Source organism: Quadrisphaera sp. KR29 (genome assembly GCF_052644995.1).
The window spans coordinates 1-23,489 of record NZ_JBQXXG010000031.1 but is presented as its reverse complement, the minus strand read 5'-3'; the positions used below and the strand labels follow the sequence as shown (position 1 = coordinate 23,489).

Annotated in this window: 20 protein-coding genes; 15 read left to right on the top strand and 5 right to left on the bottom strand. The window is 77.4% G+C overall.

Translation table 11 applies throughout. From position 1 onward, the window contains the following. Positions 1-76 precede the first annotated feature (76 nt). Positions 77-2,038 carry a DEAD/DEAH box helicase gene (locus ACUN9U_RS17985; protein ID WP_445486372.1) on the bottom strand — a complete coding sequence of 654 codons (1,962 nt, stop codon included), beginning with the start codon at positions 2,036-2,038 and terminating at the stop codon, positions 77-79. Positions 2,039-2,212: 174 nt separating this feature from the next. Between ACUN9U_RS17985 and ACUN9U_RS17980 the strand changes: the two genes are divergently transcribed. After that, positions 2,213-2,911 carry a ferritin-like fold-containing protein gene (locus ACUN9U_RS17980; protein ID WP_445486371.1) on the top strand — a complete coding sequence of 233 codons (699 nt, stop codon included), beginning with the start codon at positions 2,213-2,215 and terminating at the stop codon, positions 2,909-2,911. A gap of 158 nt (positions 2,912-3,069) precedes the next feature. Here the strand turns inward: ACUN9U_RS17980 and ACUN9U_RS17975 are convergent, their stop codons facing one another. Next, entirely contained in the window at positions 3,070-3,294 is a 225-nt protein-coding gene (locus ACUN9U_RS17975; protein ID WP_139711552.1) for a DUF3107 domain-containing protein, read from the bottom strand. A gap of 216 nt (positions 3,295-3,510) precedes the next feature. On the opposite strand from ACUN9U_RS17975, the gene ACUN9U_RS17970 reads away from it, so the two are divergent. The 7 genes from ACUN9U_RS17970 (at position 3,511) to ACUN9U_RS17940 (ending at position 14,620) form a co-directional block, all read left to right on the top strand. Further along, positions 3,511-4,470 (top strand): hypothetical protein, encoded by a 960-nt coding sequence (locus tag ACUN9U_RS17970; protein WP_445486370.1) that lies wholly within the window; start codon positions 3,511-3,513, stop codon positions 4,468-4,470. 64 nt (positions 4,471-4,534) lie between these two features. Continuing rightward, positions 4,535-5,689 carry a ThiF family adenylyltransferase gene (locus tag ACUN9U_RS17965; RefSeq protein WP_445486369.1) on the top strand — a complete coding sequence of 385 codons (1,155 nt, stop codon included), beginning with the start codon at positions 4,535-4,537 and terminating at the stop codon, positions 5,687-5,689. A gap of 73 nt (positions 5,690-5,762) precedes the next feature. Next, positions 5,763-6,890: an adenosine deaminase gene (locus ACUN9U_RS17960; RefSeq protein WP_445486368.1), complete on the top strand. Its 1,128-nt coding sequence runs from the start codon at positions 5,763-5,765 to the stop codon at positions 6,888-6,890. Between the two features lie 57 nt (positions 6,891-6,947). After that, positions 6,948-7,526, top strand: coding sequence for an isopentenyl-diphosphate Delta-isomerase (gene idi / locus ACUN9U_RS17955; protein WP_445486367.1), 579 nt, complete (start codon positions 6,948-6,950; stop codon positions 7,524-7,526). A gap of 59 nt (positions 7,527-7,585) precedes the next feature. Further along, positions 7,586-7,873, top strand: coding sequence for an MGMT family protein (locus tag ACUN9U_RS17950; RefSeq protein ID WP_445486366.1), 288 nt, complete (start codon positions 7,586-7,588; stop codon positions 7,871-7,873). A 43-nt stretch (positions 7,874-7,916) separates the two neighbouring features. Then, positions 7,917-11,204 carry an ATP-dependent helicase gene (locus tag ACUN9U_RS17945; protein ID WP_445486365.1) on the top strand — a complete coding sequence of 1,096 codons (3,288 nt, stop codon included), beginning with the start codon at positions 7,917-7,919 and terminating at the stop codon, positions 11,202-11,204. Further along, positions 11,201-14,620 carry a UvrD-helicase domain-containing protein gene (locus ACUN9U_RS17940; RefSeq protein ID WP_445486364.1) on the top strand — a complete coding sequence of 1,140 codons (3,420 nt, stop codon included), beginning with the start codon at positions 11,201-11,203 and terminating at the stop codon, positions 14,618-14,620. The genes ACUN9U_RS17945 and ACUN9U_RS17940 overlap by 4 nt, the downstream gene beginning before the upstream one ends. 25 nt (positions 14,621-14,645) lie before the next feature. On the opposite strand, the gene ACUN9U_RS17935 is transcribed toward ACUN9U_RS17940, so the two are convergent. Further along, positions 14,646-15,140, bottom strand: a complete 495-nt coding sequence (locus tag ACUN9U_RS17935; RefSeq protein WP_445486363.1) for a MarR family transcriptional regulator — start codon at positions 15,138-15,140, stop codon at positions 14,646-14,648. Positions 15,141-15,288: 148 nt separating this feature from the next. On the opposite strand from ACUN9U_RS17935, the gene ACUN9U_RS17930 reads away from it, so the two are divergent. After that, the gene (locus ACUN9U_RS17930) at positions 15,289-16,794 is read left to right on the top strand and encodes an MFS transporter (protein ID WP_445486362.1); all 1,506 of its coding nucleotides are present in this window, start codon (positions 15,289-15,291) and stop codon (positions 16,792-16,794) included. Between the two features lie 33 nt (positions 16,795-16,827). Here ACUN9U_RS17930 and ACUN9U_RS17925 read toward each other — a convergent pair whose 3' ends face one another. Then, complete coding sequence (locus ACUN9U_RS17925; RefSeq protein ID WP_445486361.1) at positions 16,828-16,995, bottom strand: hypothetical protein; 168 nt, start codon at positions 16,993-16,995, stop codon at positions 16,828-16,830. Between the two features lie 38 nt (positions 16,996-17,033). After that, a complete protein-coding gene (locus tag ACUN9U_RS17920) occupies positions 17,034-18,197 on the bottom strand; it encodes a PucR family transcriptional regulator ligand-binding domain-containing protein (protein ID WP_445486360.1) in 1,164 nt (387 codons plus the stop codon). 216 nt (positions 18,198-18,413) lie between these two features. On the opposite strand from ACUN9U_RS17920, the gene ACUN9U_RS17915 reads away from it, so the two are divergent. The 6 genes from ACUN9U_RS17915 to ACUN9U_RS17890 all read left to right on the top strand — a co-directional run. Then, positions 18,414-19,898: an amino acid permease gene (locus ACUN9U_RS17915; RefSeq protein ID WP_445486359.1), complete on the top strand. Its 1,485-nt coding sequence runs from the start codon at positions 18,414-18,416 to the stop codon at positions 19,896-19,898. After that, positions 19,895-20,623: an SDR family NAD(P)-dependent oxidoreductase gene (locus ACUN9U_RS17910; protein ID WP_445486358.1), complete on the top strand. Its 729-nt coding sequence runs from the start codon at positions 19,895-19,897 to the stop codon at positions 20,621-20,623. Before ACUN9U_RS17915 ends, ACUN9U_RS17910 begins: the two co-directional genes overlap by 4 nt. Positions 20,624-20,627: 4 nt before the next feature. Next, on the top strand, positions 20,628-21,368 hold the full coding sequence (locus ACUN9U_RS17905) for an SDR family NAD(P)-dependent oxidoreductase (RefSeq protein ID WP_445486357.1): 741 nt from the start codon (positions 20,628-20,630) through the stop codon (positions 21,366-21,368). After that, positions 21,365-22,378, top strand: a complete 1,014-nt coding sequence (speB, locus tag ACUN9U_RS17900) for an agmatinase (protein WP_445486356.1) — start codon at positions 21,365-21,367, stop codon at positions 22,376-22,378. Before ACUN9U_RS17905 ends, speB begins: the two co-directional genes overlap by 4 nt. Beyond that, positions 22,375-23,295 carry a polysaccharide deacetylase family protein gene (locus ACUN9U_RS17895; protein WP_445486355.1) on the top strand — a complete coding sequence of 307 codons (921 nt, stop codon included), beginning with the start codon at positions 22,375-22,377 and terminating at the stop codon, positions 23,293-23,295. The genes speB and ACUN9U_RS17895 overlap by 4 nt, the downstream gene beginning before the upstream one ends. 11 nt (positions 23,296-23,306) lie before the next feature. Next, the coding region (locus ACUN9U_RS17890; RefSeq protein ID WP_445486354.1) for a hypothetical protein at positions 23,307-23,489 on the top strand (183 nt) is incomplete at its 3' end.

The following is a 23,489-nucleotide window of genomic DNA, read 5'->3' as shown; positions in this document are numbered from 1 at the left end:
CCCGCCCCCCCGCCCCGGGGTGGGGTCCGGGGGGGGGGGGCACCCGCCGCGGGGCGCCCGGCTGCTCAGGTGCTGGTCAGTCGTCGGAGCCGGAGGCCTCGCCGGCGGCGTGCGGGGCACCCTCGCCCCCGGTCTCGGCGGCACCCTCGGCGCCCGCCTCACCCGCAGCCTGGCCGGCGCGGCCGCGCCCACGGCCACCGCGGCGGCGGCGACGGCGCGGCGCACCCTCGGAGTGCTCGCCCTCGGGGCCGGTGCCGCCGGAGCGGTCGGGCAGCGCGATCTGGTCCAGGCTCTGCGGGGCGCCGCCCTCGGCGGTCTCCGGCGCCGGCGCGCCGGTCGCCTCGGGGGCGGACCCAGCCTCGCCGGACCCGCCACCCCCGCGGCGGCGACGACGACGGGGGCGGTCAGCGCCCTCCTCCGCCTCGGCGCCGGCGGGGTGCTCGGTGCGGGCGGGCCGCTCCGGCCGCTCCGGCCGCTCCGCACGATCGGACCGCTCCGGTCGCTCGGACCTCTCGCCACCGCGCCCGCGGCCGCCGCGCTCGCCACCGCGGCCGCCCTGCCCGCCGCGGCCACCGCGCTCGCCGTCCCGGCCGCCGTGGCGGCGCCCGGTCTCGCCGAGGTCCTCGAGCTCCTCGGCGTCCAGACCGGCGCGGGTGCGCGCCGAGCGCGGCAGCCGACCCTTGGTGCCGGCGGGGATGCCGAGGTCGGAGTAGAGGTGCGGGGACGTGGAGTAGGTCTCGACGGGCTCGGGGATGCCGAGGTCGAGCGTCCTGTCGATCATCGTCCAGCGGTGCAGGTCGTCCCAGTCGACGAAGGTGACCGCGGTGCCCGTCGCGCCCGCGCGGCCCGTGCGGCCGATGCGGTGCAGGTAGGTCTTCTCGTCCTCGGGGCACTGGTAGTTCACGACGTGGGTGACGTCGCTGACGTCGATGCCGCGCGCAGCCACGTCGGTGGCCACCAGCACGTCGACCTTGCCGTTGCGGAAGGCGCGCAGCGCCTGCTCGCGGGCGCCCTGGCCGAGGTCGCCGTGCAGCGGAGCGGCGGCGAAGCCGCGGTCGACCAGCTCGTCGGCGACCTTGGCGGCGGTGCGCTTGGTGCGGGCGAAGACGATCGTCAGTCCGCGGCCGTCGGCCTGCAGGATGCGCGCGAGCACCTCGACCTTGTCCATGGCGTGCGCGCGGTAGATCCACTGGGTGGTGGCCTTGACGGTGGCGCCGTCGTCGTCGGGGTCGGCGGCGCGGATGTGCGTGGGCTGGCTCATGTAGCGCCGGGCCATCGCGACCACGGGGCCGGGCATCGTGGCGGAGAACAGCAGCGTCTGGCGCCCGGCGGGGGTCTGCGCCAGGAGCTTCTCGACGTCGGGCAGGAAGCCCAGGTCGAGCATCTCGTCGGCCTCGTCGAGGACGACGGCGCGGGCGGCGGCCAGGCTGAGGTGGCCCTGCTGCGCCAGGTCGAGCAGGCGGCCGGGCGTGCCGACGACCACCTCGACGCCGCGCTGCAGCGCCTCCACCTGCGGCTCGAAGGCGCGACCGCCGTAGATGACCAGGACGCGGGCGGCGCGGTCGGTGGCAGCGCGCTCGAGGTCGCGGGCGACCTGGACGGCGAGCTCGCGGGTGGGGACGACGACGAGCGCCTGCGGCTTGCCGGGGGCCTCGAGGGCGTCCCAGCCGTCCTCGCCTGGACCGACGACGCGCTGGATGACGGGCACGCCGAAGCCGAGGGTCTTGCCGGTGCCGGTCTTCGCCTGGCCGATGATGTCGTGGCCCGCCAGCGCGACCGGCAGGGTCATCGCCTGGATCGGGAACGGGTGGGTGATGCCGGCGCGGTCGAGCGCGGCGACGATCTTGGGCTCGACGCCGTAGTCGGCGAAGGACTTCTGCGCGAGCACCTCGACCGAGGGCGTCTCGTCGTCCCCGGCGAGGATGGCGTCCTGCGGGAGGGTGGCGCGGTCGGCGTCGCTGGCGGCGACCGCGGCGACCTGCTCGTCGGCGGTCTGGTCGACCTGGTCGGTGCTCTGGTCGGTGGTGGTGTCGGGCACGCGTGGCCTCACGTCTCGGTGGCTGGAGCGTCGGGCGCCGGTCACTGGTGACGGCGCGGCTCGGACGGCTCCGCGGCGGTTCGGCTGCCGATCGTGGCAGCGACCGGTCGACCGAGGTTGTCGGCCCCATGGTACCGGGGCTCGCCGACGGGTCGTCGTCCTAGTCTGATCGGCATGACGACGTCCCGCCTGAGCCGGAACTCCGACGGGCCCGGGGCCGGCGGCGCGCTGCAGGCCGAGGTCGACCTGCTCGGCGCGCTGGCGTACGGGGAGCTCACCGGCTTCCTGCGCCTGTCGGCGCACGCCGACAAGGCGCCCACGCTGGAGCAGACCGCGGAGGTGGGCGCGCTGGCGGTGGAGGAGTTCCACCACTACGAGCTGCTGGTGGAGCGGCTGCGGGAGCTGGGGGCCGACCCCCGGGCGGCGATGCGGCCCTTCGTGGCCGCCGTGGACGCCTACCACGAGCGCACCACGCCCAACGACTGGCTGGAGGGGCTGCTCAAGGCCTACGTGGGGGAGGGCATCGCCACCGACTTCTACCGCGAGGTCGCCGCCTTCGCCCCCGACCCCACCCGCGAGCTCGTGGAGCGGCTCCTGGACGAGACGAGCGGCGCGGAGTTCGTGGTCGGCGCGGTCCGCGAGGCCACCGAGCGCGACCCGCGGGTCGCCGGGCGGCTGGCGCTGTGGGGGCGGCGCCTGGTGGGGGAGGCGCTGAGCCAGGCGCAGCGGGTGGCCGCCGACCGCGACTCCCTGACCGTGCTGCTGGTGGAGGGCGGTGGGGCGGGCACCGACCTGGTGGCGATCGGCAAGATGTTCAACCGCCTCACCGAGAACCACGTGCGCCGGATGCTGCGGCTGGGCCTGACCGCCTGACCCGACCCGCCCCCTCCGTGGTCCTGGGCGCTCGCAGCACGGGCGCCACCACCGGTGTCAGGTCCTGCAGGAGTGTCAGACCTGGGAGGCCGGATCCGGCCTCCCAGGTCTGACGCTCCCGCTCGGGCCTGGCACTGCGCCGGCGTCCTCGCGAGGGCTCAGAGGGCGCCGAAGCCGACGCCGCGCTTCTCCTCGGAGCCGATCTCGACGAAGGCGATGGCCGCGCCGGGCACCAGCACGGTGCGCCCGCGCTCGTCCTTGAGGGTCAGCGTCGTCCCGCCCTTGAGGGCCGCGCTGACGGCGGCGCTGACGTCGGCGACGCTGTCGGTGGACTCCAGCACCACCTCGCGCGGGCTGTTCTGCACGCCGATCCGGATCTCCACGGGGCCTCCTGGTGCTGTGTTGACGGCAGCTGGTCTGCTCGGTGCGCACCGCGTGCGCCAGGCCCATCCTGCACCGCGGGCCCGGCGGCGGGCGCGGCGCGAGTGCTGGCGTTCGCCCTCGCCGAACCCCACCTGTCTGTGACACTCCGTGAAGCACTCACCACAGGGCGCTCCGTCCGGGTGCACCACTGACGCAGACCTGCCGGGAGGCGCGCGATGACCGGCCAGACGATCGGCCAGACCTCCGACCGCACCGCCTCACGCGTCGACGACGTGGTGCGGGTCGCGCTGACCGTCCCGGGCGTGACCGGTGTGCGCGTCGAGCCGCTCGCCGACGGCTCCGCCACGGTCCGCCTCGAGCTCGCGCCCGGCGCGGACGAGCAGCAGGTCGCCGTCGCCGTCGAGGAGGCCCTCGAGCGGGACGCCTCCGTCACCCCCCGCCCCGCCGTCGGCCCGGCCGCGGACCCCGCGCCCGGCGAGCGGCCCGGTCCGGGGCCGGTCGCCCTGGTCGCGCCCGTCGCGGCAGCTGCGCCGGCAGCGGGCGCCGCTGCTCCGGCCGCTGCCTCCTCGGGTGCTCCCGAGGGGCCGCGGGCCGCGGCGCCGCGGGCCGGGGCGCCGCGGGCCGGGGCGCGCGTGCCGATGCCGGCCGTCACCCCCGAGCGCGGAGAGCGGGACGGGCGACCGCGCACCGGGCGCATCTCCGTGCCGCCGCTGAGCGCCGCGTCGGTGGCGGCCACGCCCGCGCCGCAGTGGCTGGGCGACGCAGCTCCCGCCCCGAAGGACGACGGCGGGGACCGCCTCGTGCTCGAGCGCGTCCAGGTCGTCACCGAGGGCCTGTCCACGACGGCCACCGTGGCGCTGACGCGCGGCAGCACCGTGCACACGGGGGTCTCGGAGTCGGCCAACACCCCCTCCGGGGGGCTGCGGGCGCTGGCGTCGGCGACGCTGCGCGCCCTGGAGTCCGCCGCCGGCGGCCGGCTGCGCGCCGAGGTCGAGGCCGTGCGCCCCTGCGAGCTCGACGGCCGCGCCGCCGTCACCGTGATGGTCGGCACCGCGACCGCGCGCGGCAGCGAGCAGCTGGTGGGGTCGGCGCTGGAGGGCGGCTCCCAGCCCGCCGTCGTGCGGGCCGTCCTGGCCGCCTGCAACCGCCGCCTCGCCCCCGACCTGCGCAGCTGAGCTCCGCCCCTCCTCGCAGCCGGGCGACCGGCTGCGGTCCGCGCGGGCGTGGGAGGGTTGGGCGGTGGAGCCGCTGGTCGAGCCCGGCCCGCCGCTGACCGCCGAGGAGCGCCAGCGGTGGTCGCGCCACCTGCTCCTGCCCTCCGTCGGCGAGACCGGGCAGCGCCGGCTGCGCGCCGCGCGCATCGGCGTCGTCGGGGCCGGGGGGCTGGGCTCGCCCGTGCTCGCCTACCTCGCCGCCGCGGGCGTCGGCGAGCTGGTGGTGGTCGACGACGACGCCGTCGAGGCCTCCAACCTGCAGCGGCAGGTGCTGCACGGCGCCGCCGACGTCGGCAGGCCCAAGGTCGACTCCGCCGCCGACGCCCTCGCCCGCCAGGCGCCGTGGACCCGCGTGGTCCGCGCGCCCGAGCGCCTCACCGCGCAGAACGCCGTGCGGCTGCTCACCGGGTGCCACCTGGTCGTTGACGGCGCCGACAACTTCGCCACCCGCTACGCCGTCGCCGACGCCTGCGAGGAGCTGGGCGTGCCGGAGGTCTTCGGCTCCCTGCTCCAGCACGACGCCCAGGTCGCCGTCCTGTGGCCCGCCACCGCCGGCGGCTCCGGCCCCGGCTACCGCGACCTGTTTCCCGACCCGCCGCCGCCCGGGTCCGTCGCCTCCTGCGCGGAGGCCGGCGTGCTGGGCGCCCTGTGCGGGGTGGTCGGCTCGGTGATGGCCGTGGAGGCCGTCAAGCTCGTCGTCGGCGCGGGTGAGCCGCTGCTGGGGCGGCTGCTCGTGCTGGACGCGATGGCGATGTCCTGGCGGACCGTGCGCGTGCGCGGGGCGGGGCCCCGCGAGGACGCCGCCGGGGCCCCCGCCCGCCGATCGGTGCCCCCACCGAGCCCCGAGGAGGCGCTGCCCGCGGACGCCGAGGTGTCGGCGCTGCAGCTGGACGGGATGCTCCGCAGCGGGGTCGGCGTCGTCCTCGTCGACGTCAGGACCCCGGCCGAGCGCTCGCTGGGCGGGCTGCCGGGCGCGGTGGCCGTGCCGCTGGAGGACGCCGTCGCCGGGGTCCTGCCACCCCTGCCGCCGGGGCGGGTGGTGGTGCACTGCCGCTCCGGCGCCCGCTCCGAGCGCGCCGTGCGCGCGCTGCGCGCCGCAGGGCACGCCGAGGTCGCGCACCTGCGCGGCGGTCTGCTGGCGTGGGCGGCCGAGGTCGACCCCGGCCTCGTGGTCGGCTGACCGGCCGCCGCCGCGGCGGTGTGGTGTGCTGCTGCGGCCACCCGCAGGAGGGCTGCAGGTGAGGGAGGACCCCGTGAGCGAGACAGCAGCGGACCGCGGGACGGGCACCGGCCAGCTGAGCACCGAGGTGCTGCGCGCCCTGCCCAAGATCAGCCTGCACGACCACCTCGACGGCGCCCTGCGGCCCCAGACGGTCGTCGACCTCGCGCCCGGTGCGGGCGTGGAGCTGCCGACCACCGACCCCGTCGAGCTCGGCGCCTGGTTCCTCGCGCAGTCGACCACCGGCTCGCTGGTGGACTACCTGCGCTCCTTCGACATCACCACCGCCGTCCTCCACACCGCGGAGAACCTCGAGCGGGTGGCCCGCGAGTACGTGCTCGACCTGGCCGCCGACGGCGTCGTCCACGGCGAGGTGCGCTGGGCGCCGGAGCTCGTGGCCACCGGGGACCTGGACCTCGACACCGCCGTCGAGGCCGTCCAGGCCGGCCTGCGGGCGGGCGCCGAGGAGGTCCGCGCGGCCGGGGGCAGCACCACGGTGACCCAGCTGCTCTGCGCCATGCGCCAGGGCACCCGCTCGGTGGAGGTCGCCGAGCTCGCGCTGCGCCACCGCGACCGCGGCGTGGTGGGCTTCGACGTCGCCGGGCCCGAGGCCGGCTTCCCGCCGAGCGCCCACCGCGAGGCCTTCGAGCTGCTGGCCGCCCACCACCTGCCGGTGACCGTGCACGCCGGGGAGGCCGACGACCTGGCCAGCATCGACTCGGCGCTTCTGGACGGGCGGGCGCTGCGCCTGGGCCACGGGGTGCGGCTGGCCCTGGACGTCACCGACTCCCCGAGGGGCCCGGTGCTGGGTCCGACCGCCACGTGGGTCCGCGACCGCGGCACCGCGCTGGAGACCAGCCCCACCTCCAACCTGCACACCGGTGCCGTCGCCGCCTGGGGGACCTCGATGGCCGAGCACCCCTTCGACCTGCTGCGCCGCGCCGGCCTGGCGGTCACCGTCAACACCGACAACCGGCTCATGAGCGCCACCACGCTCACCGACGACCTCGCGGCGCTGGTCACCGCGTTCGGCTACGGCCTGGCGGAGCTGGAGGCCTTCCAGGTCACGGCCGCCCGGGCGCTGTTCGCGCCCCTGCCGGAGCGCGAGGCGCTGGTGGCGAGGGTCCGCGAGGGCTTCGCCGCCGCGCGCGACGGGCGCTGAGGCGCGGCCCGGTCCACCGCGTCGTCGCGCGGGCCCGCCAGCGCCTACCCTCGGCCGGTGACGACCTCCCTGGCCGCCCCCGGCGCGCAGACCTCCGCGCCCGAGCTCGTGGTGCTCCTCGACGAGCAGCGCCGACCCGTCGGCAGCACCCCGAAGGCGGGCGTGCACACCGCCGACACCCCGCTGCACCTGGCGTTCTCCTGCTACGTCAGCGACGCGCGCGGACGGCTCCTGCTGACGCGGCGGGCGGTCTCCAAGGCGACCTGGCCGGGCGTGTGGACCAACTCCGTGTGCGGCCACCCGGCCCCCGGGGAGGCCTTCGAGGACGCCGTGCGCCGCCGCGCCCGCCAGGAGCTCGGCCTGGAGGTGCGCGACCTCGTGGAGCGCCTGCCGGAGTTCGCCTACCGCGCCGTCGACGCCTCCGGCGTGGTGGAGAACGAGTTCTGCCCGGTGTTCACCGCCGTCGCCGACGCCGACCCGGTGCCCGACCCCGACGAGGTCGCCGAGTGGGCCTGGGTGGAGTGGGACGACGCCGTGGCGCTCGCCGCGCGCACGCCGTTCGTGATCTCCCCGTGGGCGGTGCTGCAGCTGGGACAGCTCAGCCGGCTGGACCTGCACCTCGGGGAGGCCCGCTGACGCCCCAGCACCGGCAGCGGCCCCCGGGGCGCGCCTACGTCGACGACGTCGGCCCGCTGGTGCTCGCCATCCCCGAGGGCATGGCGCTGACCTACGGCGACGTCGCCGAGCTCACCGGCTGGGGCGCCCCCCGCGCCGTCGGCGCCGTGATGAGCCAGCACGGGCACGAGCTGCCGTGGTGGCGGGTGGTCCGCGCCGACGGCTCCCTGCCGGAGGGTCTGACCCCGCGCGCGATGCTCCACTGGGCCGACGAGGGGCACCCCCTGGTGCTCGGCACGAGCCGCCTGGACCTCGGCAGGTGCCGCTGGGACGGTCCCCAGGAGCTCGCGGGTCCCGGCCGCGCCTGACCACCGCGACCGGGCTGTCGGTGGTGCGTGGCACGGTCGTGCCATGACCGCCGTCGCCGTCCCGCGCTTCGTGCGCGGCTCGTCGTCGACGGCGGGCAGCCCCGCCGGACCCGCGCTCGACGCCGTGCAGCGGCGCGTGGCCGAGCACCCGGCCGGCGGCGGCCCGCTGGTCGTGCTGGGCGCCCCCGGCACCGGGAAGACCACGGCGCTGCTGGAGGCGCTGGTGACCCGGGTGGGGCGCGACGGCGCCGACCCCTCCTCGCTGCTCGTGCTCGCCCCCTCCCGGCGCGCAGCGGCCTCCCTGCGCGACAGGGTCAGCTCCCGCCTGGGCCGCACCACCACGGAAGCCCTGGTGCGCACCCCGCACTCCCTGGCGTGGGCGCTGCTGCGCCGCGCCGCGCAGTCCTCCGGCGGGCCGCCGCCGCGCCTGCTCACCGGCCCCGAGCAGGACCAGGTGCTCGCCGAGCTGCTGCGCGGCCACGAGGAGGGCGACGCGCCCGCCCCGCCGTGGCCCGAGGAGGTCGCCGCCGCCGTCCGCGGCGTGCCCGCCTTCCGCGGTGAGCTGCGCGACCTGCTCATGCGCGCGCTCGAGCGCGGCCTCGGCCCGCGCGAGCTCGCCCGCCTGGGCGACGTCCACGGACGCCCCGCCTGGCGCGCCGCCGCCGTCGTCCTCGCGGAGTACCTGCGGGTCACGGCCCTGGCCAGTCCCGGCGCCCACGACCCCGCGGCCATCGTCCACGACGCCTGCGCGGTCCTGCGGGCCGACCCGGCGCTGCTCGCCGCGGAGCGCGCGCGGCTGTCGCTGGTCGCCGTCGACGACCACCAGGAGTCCACCGCCGCCACGGCCGAGCTGCTCGACCTGCTCGCCGGGCGCGGTGGTGACCTCCTGCTCCTGGGAGACCCGGACACCACCACCACGACCTTCCGCGGCGGCGACCCGACGCTGCTGGCCGGTGCCGCGGAGCGCTTCGCCGGCCCGAGCGGCCCGGCGCCGGTCGCGGTGCTGCCCACCCGCTGGCGGTCCGCGCGGGCGGTCGCCGCGGCCTCGCTGCGGGTGGCGCGGCGCACCGGCAGCGCGGGAGCGGTCGCCCACCGCGACGCCGCCGCGGCCGCCGGCGCCGGGGACGGCAGCGTCGAGGCCCACCTGCTGCCCACCCCCGCGCAGGAGGCGGCGCTGGTCGCCGCGCTGCTGCGCGAGGAGCACGTGCGCGCGGGCACGCCGTGGCGCGAGATGGCCGTGGTGGTCCGCAGCGCCGGGGGCACCGGCACGCTGCGTCGCGAGCTGGGCCGCGCCGGCGTGCCGGTGGTCGTGCCCCCCGCGGAGGTGCCCGTGCGCGCCGAGCCCGCCGTCGTCCCGCTGCTCACGGCCCTGCGCCTGGTCCTCGCCGACCACGGGCCGGACGACGGCGCTCGCCCTCCCGCCGTCGACGACGTCCTCACCCTGCTCGCCCCTCCCGTCGGCGGGGCGGACCCGCTGGCGCTGCGCCGGTTGCGCCAGGTGCTGCTGGCCGCCGAGCGGCAGCGAGCGGGGAGTCCGCCGTCCACTGCTCCCCGCAGCAGCGACGCGCTGCTCGTCGACGTCGTCCTGCACCCCGAGCGCTGGCCCGACCTCCCGGCGCGGGCGGCACGGCCCGCGCGGCACGTGGCGTCCGTGCTCGCCGCCGGGCGCGCTGCCGCGCAGGCGGGCGGCAGCGCGGAGGAGGTGCTGTGGGCGCTCTGGTCCACCACCGGCCTGGCGGAGCGGTGGCGCGCGCGGGCGCTCGCAGCCCCCTCGGCCTCCGGTCTGGGCGCGGAGTCCGCGGCAGCGCTGGCCGACCGCGACCTCGACGCCGTCGTCGCCCTCTTCGACGCCGCCTCCCGCTACGAGGAGCGGGAGCCCGGCTCGCCGCCGCAGCGCTTCCTGGAGCACCTGCAGGCGCAGGACGTGCCCGCCGACACCCTGGCCGCGCGCGCCACCGGCGCGGGCGCGGTGGAGCTGCTGACGCCGACCGCGGCGGCCGGGCGCGAGTGGGACGTCGTCGTCGTCCCCGGCCTGCAGGAGGGCGCGTGGCCCGACACGCGCCTGCGCGGCTCGCTGCTGGGCGCGCCGGAGCTGGCCGACGTGCTGGCGGGGCGGCTGTCCGCCGACGAGCGGCTCGCCCCGGCCACCGCAGCGGCGGCCGCCCGCCGCCAGGTGCTCGACGACGAGCACCGCCTGCTGCAGGTGGCGGTCTCCCGCGCGCGGCGTCGCGTGGTGCTCACGGCGGTCCGCAGCGAGGACGAGCGGCCCTCGCCCTTCGTCGACCTCGTCTGCCCGCCGGAGGTCCCCGCCGGGGAGGAGGCCACTGACCGCGAGCGGCCGCTGAGCACCGTCCCGCGCGCCACGTCGCTGCCCGCGCTGGTCGCCGAGCTGCGGTCGGTGCTGCTGACGCCCGTGGGCGCGCGGGACCGCACGGGCGCCGTCGTCGACCAGGCCCGGCTCGACCACGCCGCCGCCGCGCTCGCCCGCCTCGCGGCCGCCGGCGTCCCGGGGGCTGACCCGCGCGACTGGTACGGGCTGCCGCCGGTCTCCGACGAGGCCCCCCTGCGCGACCCGGAGCAGCCGGTGCCGGTCAGCCCCTCGGCGGTGGAGGCCTTCGGGCGCTGCGGGCTGCGGTGGCTGCTCGAGGCCAGCGGCGGGCGGCCGGCCGACTCGCTGCAGCAGGGCGTGGGCAACCTCGTGCACCGCATCGCCCAGGAGCTGCCCGAGGGCAGCCACGCGCAGATGTCCGCGCGCCTGGACGAGCTGTGGCCGACCCTCGGGCTGCCCGACACCTGGGTGGGGCAGCGCGAGCGGCGCAGGGCCGACCGCATGGTGCGGATGCTGGCCGCGTACGTGCTCGACGCCCGCGCCGCAGGGCGCACGCTGGCCGGGGTCGAGGTCGAGGTCGACGCCGCCATCGGCCGCGCCCTCGTCCGGGGCCGCCTCGACAGGCTGGAGCGCGAGCCGGACGGCTCGCTGCGCGTGGTGGACCTCAAGACCGGCGCGCGGGCGCCGAAGGCCGACGAGCTCGCCACCCACCCGCAGCTGGGGCTGTACCAGGCCGTGGTCGACTCCGGCGCCCTCGGGGACGGCGAGCGCAGCGGCGGCGCAGCTCTGGTGCAGCTGGGCGGCACGCGCGCCAAGCCCGGGGTGCAGGCCCAGGAGCGCCTCTCGCAGGCCGCTGACCCGCAGTGGGCGCACGACCTCCTCCAGCGCACCGCGGAGGGCATGGCGGCCAGCGCCTTCGACGCCGTCGCCAACGACCTGTGCTCGAAGTGCCCCGTGCGCACCAGCTGCCCGCTGCGCCCCGAGGGCGGGTGCGTGCGGTGACCGCTGGGACGACACCGACGACGACGAGCACCGCCGGGCCGGTGCAGGTGCTCAGCGCCGCTGACATCGCCTCCGAGCTGGGGCAGCACCCGCCCACGCCGGAGCAGACCGCCGTCATCGAGGCGCCGCTGGCGCCGCTTCTCGTCGTGGCCGGGGCCGGGTCGGGCAAGACCGAGACGATGGCCGCGCGCGTGGTGTGGCTGGTGGCCAACGGGCACGTCGAGCCCGAGCGGGTGCTGGGCCTGACCTTCACGCGCAAGGCCGCCGGTGAGCTGGCCGAGCGGGTGCGCCTGCGGCTGGCCGCGCTCGACCGGGCCGGCCTGCTGCCCGTCCTCGCCGACGAGGGCGCCGCCGGAGGAGCGGGCGCGGGCGGGGACGCCTCGCCGACGGTCGCGACCTACCACGCCTACGCCGCCGGCCTGGTGACCGACCACGGCCTGCGGATCGGCGTCGAGCCCCGCTCCCAGCTCATCGGGCCGGCGGCCGCGTGGCAGCTCGCCGCGGACGTCGTCGACGGCGCCGACGGCGAGGGCGCCGACGGGCTGGGCGACCTCGACGCCGCCCCGTCCACCGTGGTCAGCGCCGTGCTGGCGCTGGCGGGGGAGTGCGCGGAGCACCTCGTGGACGTCGACGCCGTGGAGGCGACCCTCGCCGGGGTGGTCCAGCGCATCAGCGCCCTGCCGGGCAAGCAGCCGGCTCCGGTCGCCAAGGCGCTGGCGGTGCTCGGGCAGCGGCGCCGCGTGCTGCCGCTCCTGCGCCACTACGCCGAGCGCAAGCGCGAGCTCGGCGTGCTCGACCACGGCGACCAGGTGCGCCTGGCGGCGCGCATCGCCGCCGAGGTGCCCGCCGTCGCGGCCCTGGAGCGCGCCCGCTGGGGGGTGGTGCTGCTGGACGAGTACCAGGACACCTCCACCGCCCAGGCCGAGCTGCTCTCCCGGCTGTTCGGCGGCGGTCACCCGGTGACGGCCGTCGGCGACCCCCACCAGGCCATCTACGGCTGGCGCGGCGCGAGCGCCGGTGGCCTGCAGGCCTTCCCCACCCGCTTCCGCCGCGCCGACGGGGCCGCGGCCGCGCACCTGGCGCTGTCCACGAGCTGGCGCAACGACGTCGCCGTGCTCGACGCGGCGGCCGTGGTCGCCCAGCCGCTGCGCGCCGCCTCCCGGCTCCCGCTGCCCGTCCTCGGTCCGCGCCCTGGCGCCGGTGAGGGGCGCGTGGAGGTCGCCTGGGCGCAGACCGCGGGAGAGGAGGCCGCGCTGCTCGCCGACCGGATCGCCGTGCTCTGGCACGCCGACGCCCGCCTGCCCGCCGACCAGCGGCGCACCGCGGCCGTGCTGTGCCGGGCCCGTTCGCAGTTCCCGCTGCTGGAGGAGGCGCTGCGCGCCCGCGACGTCCCCGTGGAGGTGGTGGGCCTGGGCGGCCTGCTGCTGCGGCCGGAGGTCGTCGACGTCGTCTCGGCGCTGCGCGCCGTCGCCGACCCGACCCGCGGCGACGCGGTCGTCCGCCTGCTCACCGGCCCCCGCTGGCGCCTGGGCGCCCGCGACCTGGCCGTGCTCGCGGCGTGGTCGCGCCGCCGCGCCACGTCCCGCCGCTCGCGCGGCGAGCAGCCGGGCGAGCCCGAGCTCGCCGAGGAGGCCAGCCTCGTCGACGCCGTCGACGACCCGCCCCCCGCCGACTGGGAGACCCCGGAGGGGTTCCGCCTGTCCGGGGCCGCGCGTGAGCGCGTCCACGAGGCCGGGCTGCTGCTCCGCCGGCTGCGCGAGCTCGACCTGCCGCTGGCCGACCTCGTCGTCGCCGTCGAGAGGGCGCTGCTGCTCGACGTGGAGCTGGCCGCCCGTCCCGGCAGCGCACCGGCCGCGGCGCGAGCGGGGCTCGACGCGCTGGCCGAGGTCGCGGCGTCGTTCACCGAGGCGACAGGCGCCGGGACGTCGCACCGCTCGTCGCTGCGGGCGTTCCTGGCGTGGCTCAGCCTGGCCGAGGAGCACGAGCACGGCCTCGACCAGGCCTCCGAGACCGACGAGCCCACGCCCGGGCTGTCGGACGGCGGGGAGGAGGGCACCGAGCCCAGCCGGACCGCCGTGCAGCTGCTCACCGTGCACGCCTCCAAGGGGCTCGAGTGGGACGTCGTCGCCGTCGCCGGGCTCGCCGAGAACGGCTTCCCCACGCGGCCGCGCACGTCCCAGGGGTGGCTGTCGGGGCTCGGGGTGCTGCCGCACCCCCTGCGCGGCGACGCCGACTCCCTGCCGCACCTCGGCTGGGAGGCCGCGCTCGACGCCAAGGGCGCCGAGGCCGAGCGCGCCGCGTACGCCGAGCGCTGCGCCGCGGCGCACCGCGCCGAGGAGCGGCGCCTGGCCTACGTGGCCCTGACCCGCGCCCGCTCGCTGCTGCTGCTCACCGGCGCCTGGTGGGGCGGAGAGCGCAAGAAGCCGCGCGAGCCGTCGGCCTTCCTCGCCGAGGTGGTCGAGCACCTGCGCGCCGCCGGCCCCGCCACCGCCGAGGAGGTCCCCGAGCTCCCGCAGGCCCCCGAGGAAGCGGACAACCCTGAGCTGCGCGAGCCCCGCCGGGCCACCTGGCCGTTCGACCCGCTCGGACCCCGCCGACCCGCCCTCGAGGCCGCCGCCACCGCCGTGCGGCAGGCCGCCGTGGCGCTCGCGGTGGCCGACGGTGAGGGCGCGCCGCCGGGTGCTGGTGGGCCGTGGGCCGAGGAGGTGCAGGCGCTGCTGGCCGAGCGGGCGCGCGGCGACGCGGGCGGCACCCCCGACGTGGAGCTGCCCGCCCACCTGTCGGCCTCCCGCCTCGTGCAGCTGGCGGCTGACCCCGCGGCCCTCGCGCTCGCGGTGCGCCGCCCCGTGCCGGTGCAGCCGCGCGTGGCCACCCGCCGCGGCGTCGCGTTCCACGCCTGGCTGGAGGAGCGCTTCCGGTCGGCCGCCCTCCTCGACGTCGACGAGGTCCTCGGCCCCGACGGCGAGGACGACGACGGTGCGGGCGAGCACGGCGGAGGCGACGGGCTCGGCCCGCTGGGCGCCGACGAGGAGGAGCTGGCCGCGCTGCAGGAGAGCTTCCTCGCCTCGGAGTGGGCCCAGCGGGAGCCGGTCGCCGTCGAGGTGGACCTGGAGACGCCGGTCGCGGGCCTCGTGGTGCGCTGCCGCGTCGACGCGGTCTTCCCGCGCCCGCCCAGCGAGGGCGGCGGCGTGGACGTGGTCGACTGGAAGACCGGGCGGCCCCCGACCGGGGAGGCCGCCCGTGCCGCGGCCGTGCAGCTGGCCGTCTACCGCCTCGCGTGGTCGCGGTGGAAGGGCGTCCCGCTGGAGCAGGTGGGCGCGGCGTTCTTCTACGCCGCCACCGGCACCACGAGCCGCCCCGCCGACCTGCTCGACGCCGAGGGCCTGGAGGCCCTGGTGCGCGGCGCCGCCGGCTGAGGCACCGGCGCGGGGATGCCCGGGCTCAGGGCTGCGTGAGGCGCTCGGCGTGGGCGCGCATGCGGTCGGCGGCGGCGCGCAGGTACCTGACCACCGTCGCCTGCTCCTGGGCGCTGAACTCGCTGACGAGGGCGTCCAGGTCGGCGAAGAGCGGCCCGAGCGCGGCCAGGGTGCTGCTGACGGTGGACTCGGTGGGGGCCAGGGCCACCCGCCGCCGGTCGCGGGCGTCCCGCTCGCGCCGGACGTGCCCGGCGCCCTCGAGCCGGTCCACCAGCTCCGTGGCCGAGCCGGTGGAGATGCCGAGCCGCTCGCTGAGGTCGGCCGGCCCCAGCCCCCCGGGCTCGTTCATGACGTGGGTCATCGCCTGGTGGTCGAGGGGGCGCAGGCGGAGGCGGCGGCCCAGGAGCCTGGTCACCTCGTCCGCTTCGCGGAGCAGCGCGCGCAGCGCCCAGGACACCTCCTCGGCGCTCATGCGCGCTCGCTCGACCTGCTCCACCGCGCCGCCTTGCGCTCGGTCCACCACCCGTGCATCGTACCGGCGAGAAGACTCCGTTGCCGAGACACTCGCATTCGGAGCGAACTGTGGCGGAGAGGCGGACACCATGGCCGGCGCAGCGCGGAGCACCTCGGACGAGCTCGGACCGGCGGCGAGCGCAACCTCGCTGCGGTTGCTCCTCGTCCTCCTGTGCGCAGCCCTGGCCCTGGTGATCGCTGGCAACTCGGCCCTGTCGATCGCGCTGCCGGAGGTCTCCCGCGAGCTGCAGGCCGACCAGACGGCGCTGACGTGGATCATCGACGCCTACGCCCTGACCTTCGCCGCCGCCCTGCTGCCCGCCGGCATCGCGGCCGACAGGGTCGGCCGCCGGACCGTCCTCGTCGTCGGCCTGCTCGTCTTCGGGACTGCGGGGGTCGTCTCCGCCTACGCCGCCGACCCGACCCAGCTCATCGCCTGGCGGGCCGTCGCCGGCCTGGGCGCGGCCGCGGTCTTCCCGGTCACCCTCTCCGCGCTGGTCGACGCCTACCCCGAAGCGCGCCGGGCCTTCGCCGTCGCGGTCTGGTCGGCCGTCTCCGCGGGCGGCGCCGTCCTGGGCACCCTGGTCGCTGGGGCCCTCCTGGAGGTCTTCTGGTGGGGGAGCGTGCAGCTGGCCTTCGGAGTCGGCGCCCTCGTGCTCGTGCCGGGAGCGCTCCGGCTCGTCGCCCAGCACCGCAACCCCGACCTGTCGCTCGACGTCCCCGGAGCGGTCCTGTCGGCCGTCGGCCTGGCCGCCGTCGTCTTCGCCGTCATCGAGGCGCCGGAGCAGGGATGGACCGACCCCCGGACGCTGGGGGTGGGCGCGGCCGGCCTGCTCGCGCTGGTGGCCTTCGCGCGCCACGAGCTGCGTTCCGCGGCGCCGTCCCTCGACGTCCGGCTCTTCCGCGACCGCGGGCTCGCCGCCGGGTCGGTCGTGGTGTCGCTGCAGTTCTTCGCCAGTCTGGGCCTGTTCGTCCTCGCGCCGCAGTACCTCCAGGTCGTGCGCGAGTACGGCCCGCTCCTGGCCGCCACCGCCCTGCTCGTCATCCCCGTCGGCGTGGGCATGGGCACCGCCCTGGTGCCCCGGTGGCTGCAGCGCTCCGGCGCCCGGGGCCCCGGCGCCGCCGGCCTGGCGGTGATGGCCGCCGGCTTCGCGCTCCTGGCGGCCACGGTCGCCGACGGGGTGCTCGGCTGGCTCGCCGTCGGGGTGTTCGTCTTCGGCCTCGGCTTCGGCCTGGCCGTCACCCCCGGGACGGTGCTCATCATCGAGGGGCTGCCCGCCGAGCGGCGCTCCGTGGCCAGCGCCGTCAACGACATCACCCGCGAGGTCGGTGGCGTCCTGGGCATCGCGGTGCTGTCCACCGTGCTGCTGGCCGCCTACCGCGACAGCATCGCCCCCTCGCTGACCGGTCTGCCCCCGGCGGTCGCCGAGGCGGCCCGCGACGGCGCCGGCACAGCACTGGCCGTCGCGCCGCAGGCAGGACCCGGTGCGGGTGAGCTGGTCGCCGCGGCCCAGGACGCCTTCGCCCAGGGGGTGTCGAGCGCGCTGTGGGCCGGGGCGGCGGTGCTGGCGGCGGCCGCCGTGGTGTGCGCGGTGCTGGCCCCGCGGCGTACCCAGCCGCCCGTGGAGGAGGCCGACCCCGCCGCGCCGGTGCAGGCCTGACGGCGGACCTGCACCGCGCGGCCCGCGCACGCCTCAGCGCACGACGCCCCCGAGCAGTCCCAGGGCCTCGCCGTACCCGTCCTCGACGGCCATCGCCCGCGCCGCGGTGAGCCGCCGGGCGGGTAGCGGCGCACAGGCCAGCCCCCGGCGGTGCAGCAGCGCCGCCCAGAACGGCTGGTCGGCCAGGAAGGGCACGCGCACGGAGACCGGGCGCGGGGCCGTGGTCGCCGGTCCGCCCCTCAGGAGGTCTGCTGCCTGACCTGCGCCGGCGGTCGGGGGCCCGCCGGAGGCGAAGGGGGTGTGACGGCCCTGCGGTGCCCCCACAGGGCGATCTCGAAGGCCGCGGCCCCGTGCAGCGTCGTGGGGTCGGTCCCCGTGAGGGTGTGGATGCGGGCCAGCCGGTGACGGACGGAGTTGACGTGCAGGTACTGCGTGCGGGCGACGTCCACCAGCGATCCGTCGGCGGCCAGGTACGCCCGCAGCGTCGCGACCAGTCCGCTGTCGCGGCGCGCGTCGGCGTCCAGCAGCGGCTGCAGCAGTTGGGTCACGTACGGGAGGAGCACCTCGGCGGGCTGGCGCGAGAGCAGGGCGCTCAGGGTCGCCGGGTCCGAGGGCCCCGTCTCGCGCAGAGCGGACTCGGCCTCCGCCAGGTGCGAGCGGGCGCGCTGCAGCGCGGCCCCGAGGTCGCGCCAGGACGGCGCCCGCGCCTCGCCGAACACCGAGGAGGCGCGCCCGCGGACGGCGTCCAGCCCGAGCTCGCCCTCACCGGCCAGGGTGACGACCAGCACCTCGGACTCGGTGACCGCCACGAGGTGGGGGGCGTCCCCCACCGCCTCGACGACCGCGTCGACGGCGTCCGCGGGCCACGCGGTGGCCTGCAGGCGGCCCCGTCCGAGCCCGGCGTCGACGAGGGCCGGCAGCAGGGCCTCGGCGGTGACGGACCGGTCCGCCAGCAGCTCCAGCAGCTGGCCGGCCCGGCTGCCCGCGACGGCCCGGCGCACCCGGTGGGCCGCCAGGTGCTCGGTCAGCGTGATGAACGGCGTCCCGCGGTCGGCGGTCAGCAGCGCCAGGTCGTGGCGCGCGCAGGCCTGCAGCAGGCCGGGGGGCACCTCCTCCAGGACGTCACCGACGCCGAAGCAGACGCCCACGGCGTCCGCGGACGCCACCGACGCGGCGAAGGCCGCGCACGCGGCAGCGTCGACCAGGGCCTGTCCGACGGTGCACACCAGCTCACCGCCCCGCAGGTACGGCGCCGGGTCGATCAGCTCGGTGGTGTGGGCCCATCGGACGGTGCGATGCTCGGGGCCGGGGTGGCCGGGCAGCAGCAGCGCCAGCCCCAGCGACGGGTCGGCCACGAGGGCGGCCAGGCGCGGGCCCTCCTCGTCCTCGGGCGGGGCGATCACCACACCACGGTAGGGCGCACGGGCCCCGTCTGGAGCCCGCCGGTTGGAGGTTCCTCCAACGGCGGGCCCAGGACGGTCGCAGACCACGACGTCGGGGGGCAGGACTACCGCTCCTGCCTCCGCAGCAGACACGGTGACCCGCACACCGACCGCACCGCTGCAGGCTCCCCGGCTGCGCGCGGCACCCATCGGGCGGGACTGACGAGGAGGTCTCCTGTGAGTGCTACTGCTCCGGCAGCCGGCAGCACCCCTGCTCCAGCCACCGAGCTCAAGCGCGAGTTCACGCTCTGGAGCTCCTTCGCCTTCGCCTTCGCCTTCATCAGCCCGATCGTCGCCCTCTACGGCATCTTCGCGCTGGCCATCACCACCGCTGGCCCGGCGTTCTGGTGGGCGTTCCCGCTGGTCTTCGCGGGCCAGCTGCTGGTGGCCCTGGTGTTCGCGGTGCTCGTCTCGCGCTGGCCCCTCGAGGGCTCGATCTACCAGTGGTCGCGCGGCCTGCTCGGCACCGGCTACGGCTGGTTCGCCGGCTGGGCCTACCTGTGGACCCTCGTCATCGCCATGACCACCGTCGCCCTGGGCGCGGCCGGCTTCCTGGCGGCCATCGCCGGGATCGAGTCCCCGAGCAGCGGGCAGCGAGCCCTCATCGCCGTGGGGATCCTCGTCGCCGGCACGGTCCTCAACCTCGTCGGGCGCGTGGCCCTCAAGATCTTCCTCACCGCCTCCATCGCGGCGGAGGTGCTGGGCTCGGTGGTGCTCGGCGCCTGGCTCCTGGCCTTCCACCGGGAGCAGCCGCTGTCTGCGCTGTTCACCGGCACCGCCGGTGGTGACGGCGTGGGCTACCTGTCGCTGTCCGGTCCCTTCCTGGTGGCCATGGCGTTCGTCGGGTTCTCCTTCGTCGGCTTCGAGAGCGCCGGGTCGATCGCCGAGGAGGTCCGCGACCCCCGGCGCACGGTCCCCCGGGCCGTCATCGCCAGCATCACCCTCATCGCCGTCGTGGTGATGTTCTCCGCGGCGGCGATCATCCTGGCCATCCCCGACCTCGGTGCCGTGCTGTCCGGTGACGACGCCGACCCGGTCTCCTCGACCCTGACCGCCCAGCTCGGCGCAGGGATCGCCACACCGGTCGAGCTGCTCTTCGTCATCGGCTTCCTCGCCTCCTTCCTGGCGCTGCAGACCTCCGCGAGCCGCGTGGTGTGGGCCTACGCCCGCGACCGCGCCCTCCCCGGTGGCCGCGTCCTCGCGCGCCTGTCGCCCAGGACGGCGCAGCCGTCGGTCGCGCTGCTGGTGGTGACCGTGGTCGGCAGCGCTCTGCTGCTGCTGAGCCTGCTGGCCGCTGACGTCTACACGCTGATGATCAACTTCACGACGGGAGGCTTCTACATCGCCTTCCTCTTCCCGCTGGTGGCCTTCGTCGCCGTCCAGCTGCGGCGCCGCTGGCGGCCCGGGCCGTTCACCCTCGGCCGCTGGACGCTGCCGACGTCCGTCGTGGCGGCGCTGTGGGCGCTCTTCCAGCTCCTCAACATCGCCTGGCCCCGGCCGGTGTACGACCAGCGCTACCTGGACTGGTCCGTGTGGATCGCCGTCGGGGTGCTCGGCGTGGTCGGTGCCGCCGTCTACGCCTCCGTCCGTCCACGCATCGCTCCCGCGGCCAGCCCGGACCTGGAAGCCGCCACCGTCTCCCGCGAGGTGCCGAAGCCATGACGACCCCCGACCAGGGCCACCGCGGGGAGGTCGCCGTCGTGACCGGCGCCTCGTCGGGGATCGGCGCCGCGTGCGCCCGCTCCCTCAGCCGGCGCGGGTGGCAGGTGGTGGGGCTGGACCTGGTCCCGGCGCCCGGAGCTGACGGGATCGCCGCGTCCTGGGCCGTCGACGTCGCGGACGCCGACGAGGTGCTGGGCGCAGTCGCCCGCGCCGAAGCAGGGCTGGGTCCGGTCACGGCCGCGGTCCACGCCGCGGGGCACTACGCCGCGGTCCCCTTCGCGGACACCACGGTGGAGCAGCTCCACCGGATGCTCCGCGTCCACCTCGGCGGGGCCCTCCACGTCCTGCAGGCCGTGCTCCCCGCCATGACCGCTCGCGGGAGCGGGGCCGTCGTGGTGGTGAGCAGCGAGCTGGCCGTCGGCGGCGGAGGGCCGGGCGACGCCGCCTACTCCGCCGCCAAGGGAGCAGTCCTCGGCCTCGTGCGCAGCACCGCCGCCGAGGTCGCCCCCCACGGCGTGCGCGTCAACGCCGTCGCCCCTGGCCCCACGGACACCCCGCTGCTGGCGCCCGACTCCCCGTGGCGCGCTCCGGAGTACCTCGCCACCCTGCCCACAGGGCGCCTCACCCGGCCGGACGAGGTCGCCCGCTGCGCGCTGTGGCTGCTGGAGGAGGGGACCTACGCCGTCGGCGAGGTCCTCAACCCCAACTCCGGGGCGGTGATCTGACGTGGTGGCACTGGTCACCGGAGCCGCGGGCGGCATGGGCGGCGTCATCGCCCGGCGCCTGGCCGCCGACGGCCACGTCGTCGCGGTCAGCGACCGCACCGCCTCAGGGGCCCTCAGCGCGCTGGCGTCGGAGGTCGGGGGCCTCGCCGTCGCCGCGGACCTCGCCGACCCCGCGGCCCCCCGCGCGCTGGTCGAGCAGGTCAGCGAGCAGCTGGGCGGCGTCGACGTGGTCGTGGCCAACCACGCGCACATGACGATGGGCCCGACGGTCCAGGTCACCGCCCAGGACTTCTGGTCCGTCGTGGACGTCAACCTCAGCGCGACCTTCGCCCTCGTGCGGGCGGCGCTGCCGGGCATGGTCCGCGGCGGAGACGGACGCGTGGTCGTCATCTCCAGCGAGTGGGGGCTGGTCGGCTGGCCCGGTGCTGCCGCCTACTCGGCGTCCAAGGCCGGGTTGGTGGCACTCGTGAAGACGCTCGGCAGGGAGCTCGCGCCCCTCGGAGTGCTGGTCAACGCCGTCGCGCCCGGGGTCATCGACACCCCGCAGCTGGCGGTGGACGCCGCGGCCGCCGGGACGAGCCTGGACCAGGTGCGCGCCGACTACGCGTCCGTGACCCCGCTGGGGCGCATCGGGACGCCGGCCGAGGTCGCGGCGGCGGTGTCGCTCCTGACCGACCGGGAGCTGGGCGCGGTGGTCGGGCAGGTCGTGCAGGTCAACGGTGGGACGACGAGGGGACGGGCATGACCGCGGACGCGACCGCGACGAGCGGGGAGCCGAGCACGGACGGGCAGCGCACCGGGGCACCGGCACCCGTGGGCCCGGTCGACGCGACGGTGGTCCCGCGCTACGCGGGCCTGACCACCTTCGCCCGGCTGCCTCGCCGCGAGGACGTGCCCGACCACGACGTCGCGGTCCTCGGCGTGCCCTTCGACGCCGGGGTCACCTACCGTCCCGGCGCCCGCTTCGGGCCCAACGCCGTGCGCGAGGCGAGCCGCCTCCTCAAGCCGTACAACCCGGCCCAGGACGCCGCCCCCTTCTCCCTGGCGCAGGTGGTGGACGCTGGTGACGTCGCGGCCAACCCCTTCGACCTGGCGCAGGCCCTCGATGCCGTCGAGCGCGCCGTCCTCGACCTGACCGACGGCGGGCGCTCGGTGGTGCTCCTCGGAGGCGACCACACCATCGCCCTGCCCTCCCTGCGCGCGCTCGCCCGCCGGCACGGCCCCCTCGCCCTGGTGCACTTCGACGCGCACCTGGATACCTGGGACACCTACTTCGGGGCCCCCTGCACGCACGGCACCCCCTTCCGCCGCGCCTCGGAGGAGGGCCTGCTCGTCAAGGACCGGTCGGCGCACGTGGGCATCCGCGGATCGCTCTACGACCGCGCCGACCTCCTCGACGACGAGGCCCTCGGCTTCACCGCCATCCACGCCCGCGACGTCGACGACATCGGCGCCAAGGGCATCGTCGAGAGGGTGCGTCGACGGGTGGGGGACCACCCGGTGTACATCAGCGTCGACATCGATGTCCTCGACCCCGCCTTCGCCCCCGGCACCGGCACCCCGGAGGCGGGCGGGCTGACCAGCCGCGAGCTGCTGGCCGTGCTGCGGGGCCTCGCCGACCTGCCCCTGGTCGGCGCCGACGTGGTGGAGGTCGCCCCGGCCTACGACCACGCCGAGGTCACGGCCGTCGCGGCGGCCAACACCGCCTACGAGCTGGTGACCGCTCTGGCCCTGCAGCGCTCGGCGCGCTCGTGAGCCGGCTCCCACCGCCGCTGCCCTGGCCCGCGGGCGCGCGCGCCGCCGCCTCGTTCACCTTCGACCTCGACGCCGAGTCCGGTCTGCTCTGGGAGCGGCCCGAGGTCGCCGGCCGGGCCAGCGTCATCACCCACCAGTCCTACGGTCCTCTCGTCGGCCTGCCGCGCCTGCTCGACCTCCTGGAGCGCCACCGGGTCCGCTCCACCTTCTTCGTCCCCGGGTGGACCGCCGAGCGCTACCCCGGCGCCGTGCGCGACGTCGTCGCCGCGGGGCACGAGGTCGGCCACCACGGCTACCTGCACGAGCAGCCGTCGGCGCTCACCGAGGCCGGGGAGGTCACCGCGCTCGACCGCGGACTGGAGGCGCTGGAGGCCGTCGCCGGGATCCGGCCGGTCGGGTACCGCGCACCGATGTGGGACGCCTCCTGGCGCACCGGTCGCCTGCTGGCCGAGCGCGGCTTCCTCTACGACTCCTCCCTCATGGACGGCGACAGCCCCTACGAGCTGGCCGTCGACGCCCCCGCCGCCGGTGGTCCCGCCTCGGTCGTGGAGATCCCCATCCACTGGGCCCTAGACGACTGGGAGCGCTACGCCTACCTGCCCGATCTCGTGGGCAGCGGCCTCATCGAGGCGCCCGCCGTCGCGCGGGCGGTGTGGGAGGCCGAGCTGGACGGGCTGCGCTCGGCCGGCGGCTGCTGGGTGCTCACGTGCCACCCGTTCCTCACCGGGCGCCCCGGTCGAGCGCTCGAGCTCGAGCGGCTGCTCGAGCGCGTGCTCGGCATGGACGACGTCTGGCTGGCCCCCCTCGAGGACGTCGCCCGCCACACCCGCTCCCTGGGCCTCACCCCCCGCGTGCTGACGCCGCCGGAGGTCCCGAGCACCCCCGCACCGGTCACGACGACCCCTGTCCAGAGCTGAGGAGCATCCCCGTGAGCGAGCTGACCGTCCCCCAGCACGACGCCCCGATCGACCAGGCGAGCCAGGGCGGCGCCAGCGGTGAGGTCCCCGGGCTGGGTCCGGTGGTGCAGCACTGGATCGACGGGGCCGCCACCTCCGGCGCCTCCACGCGCACCGCCGACGTCTTCGACCCCGCCACCGGGCAGGTCGCCCGC

What these genes read in the sequence shown, in the direction of transcription:
- ACUN9U_RS17980 (WP_445486371.1), top strand. Translation starts at nt 2,213, where the DNA reads ATGACGACGTCCCGCCTGAGCCGGAACTCCGACGGGCCCGGGGCCGGC.
- ACUN9U_RS17910 (WP_445486358.1), top strand. Translation starts at nt 19,895, where the DNA reads ATGACGACCCCCGACCAGGGCCACCGCGGGGAGGTCGCCGTCGTGACC.
- ACUN9U_RS17970 (WP_445486370.1), top strand. Translation starts at nt 3,511, where the DNA reads ATGACCGGCCAGACGATCGGCCAGACCTCCGACCGCACCGCCTCACGC.
- ACUN9U_RS17945 (WP_445486365.1), top strand. Translation starts at nt 7,917, where the DNA reads ATGACCGCCGTCGCCGTCCCGCGCTTCGTGCGCGGCTCGTCGTCGACG.
- speB (WP_445486356.1), top strand. Translation starts at nt 21,365, where the DNA reads ATGACCGCGGACGCGACCGCGACGAGCGGGGAGCCGAGCACGGACGGG.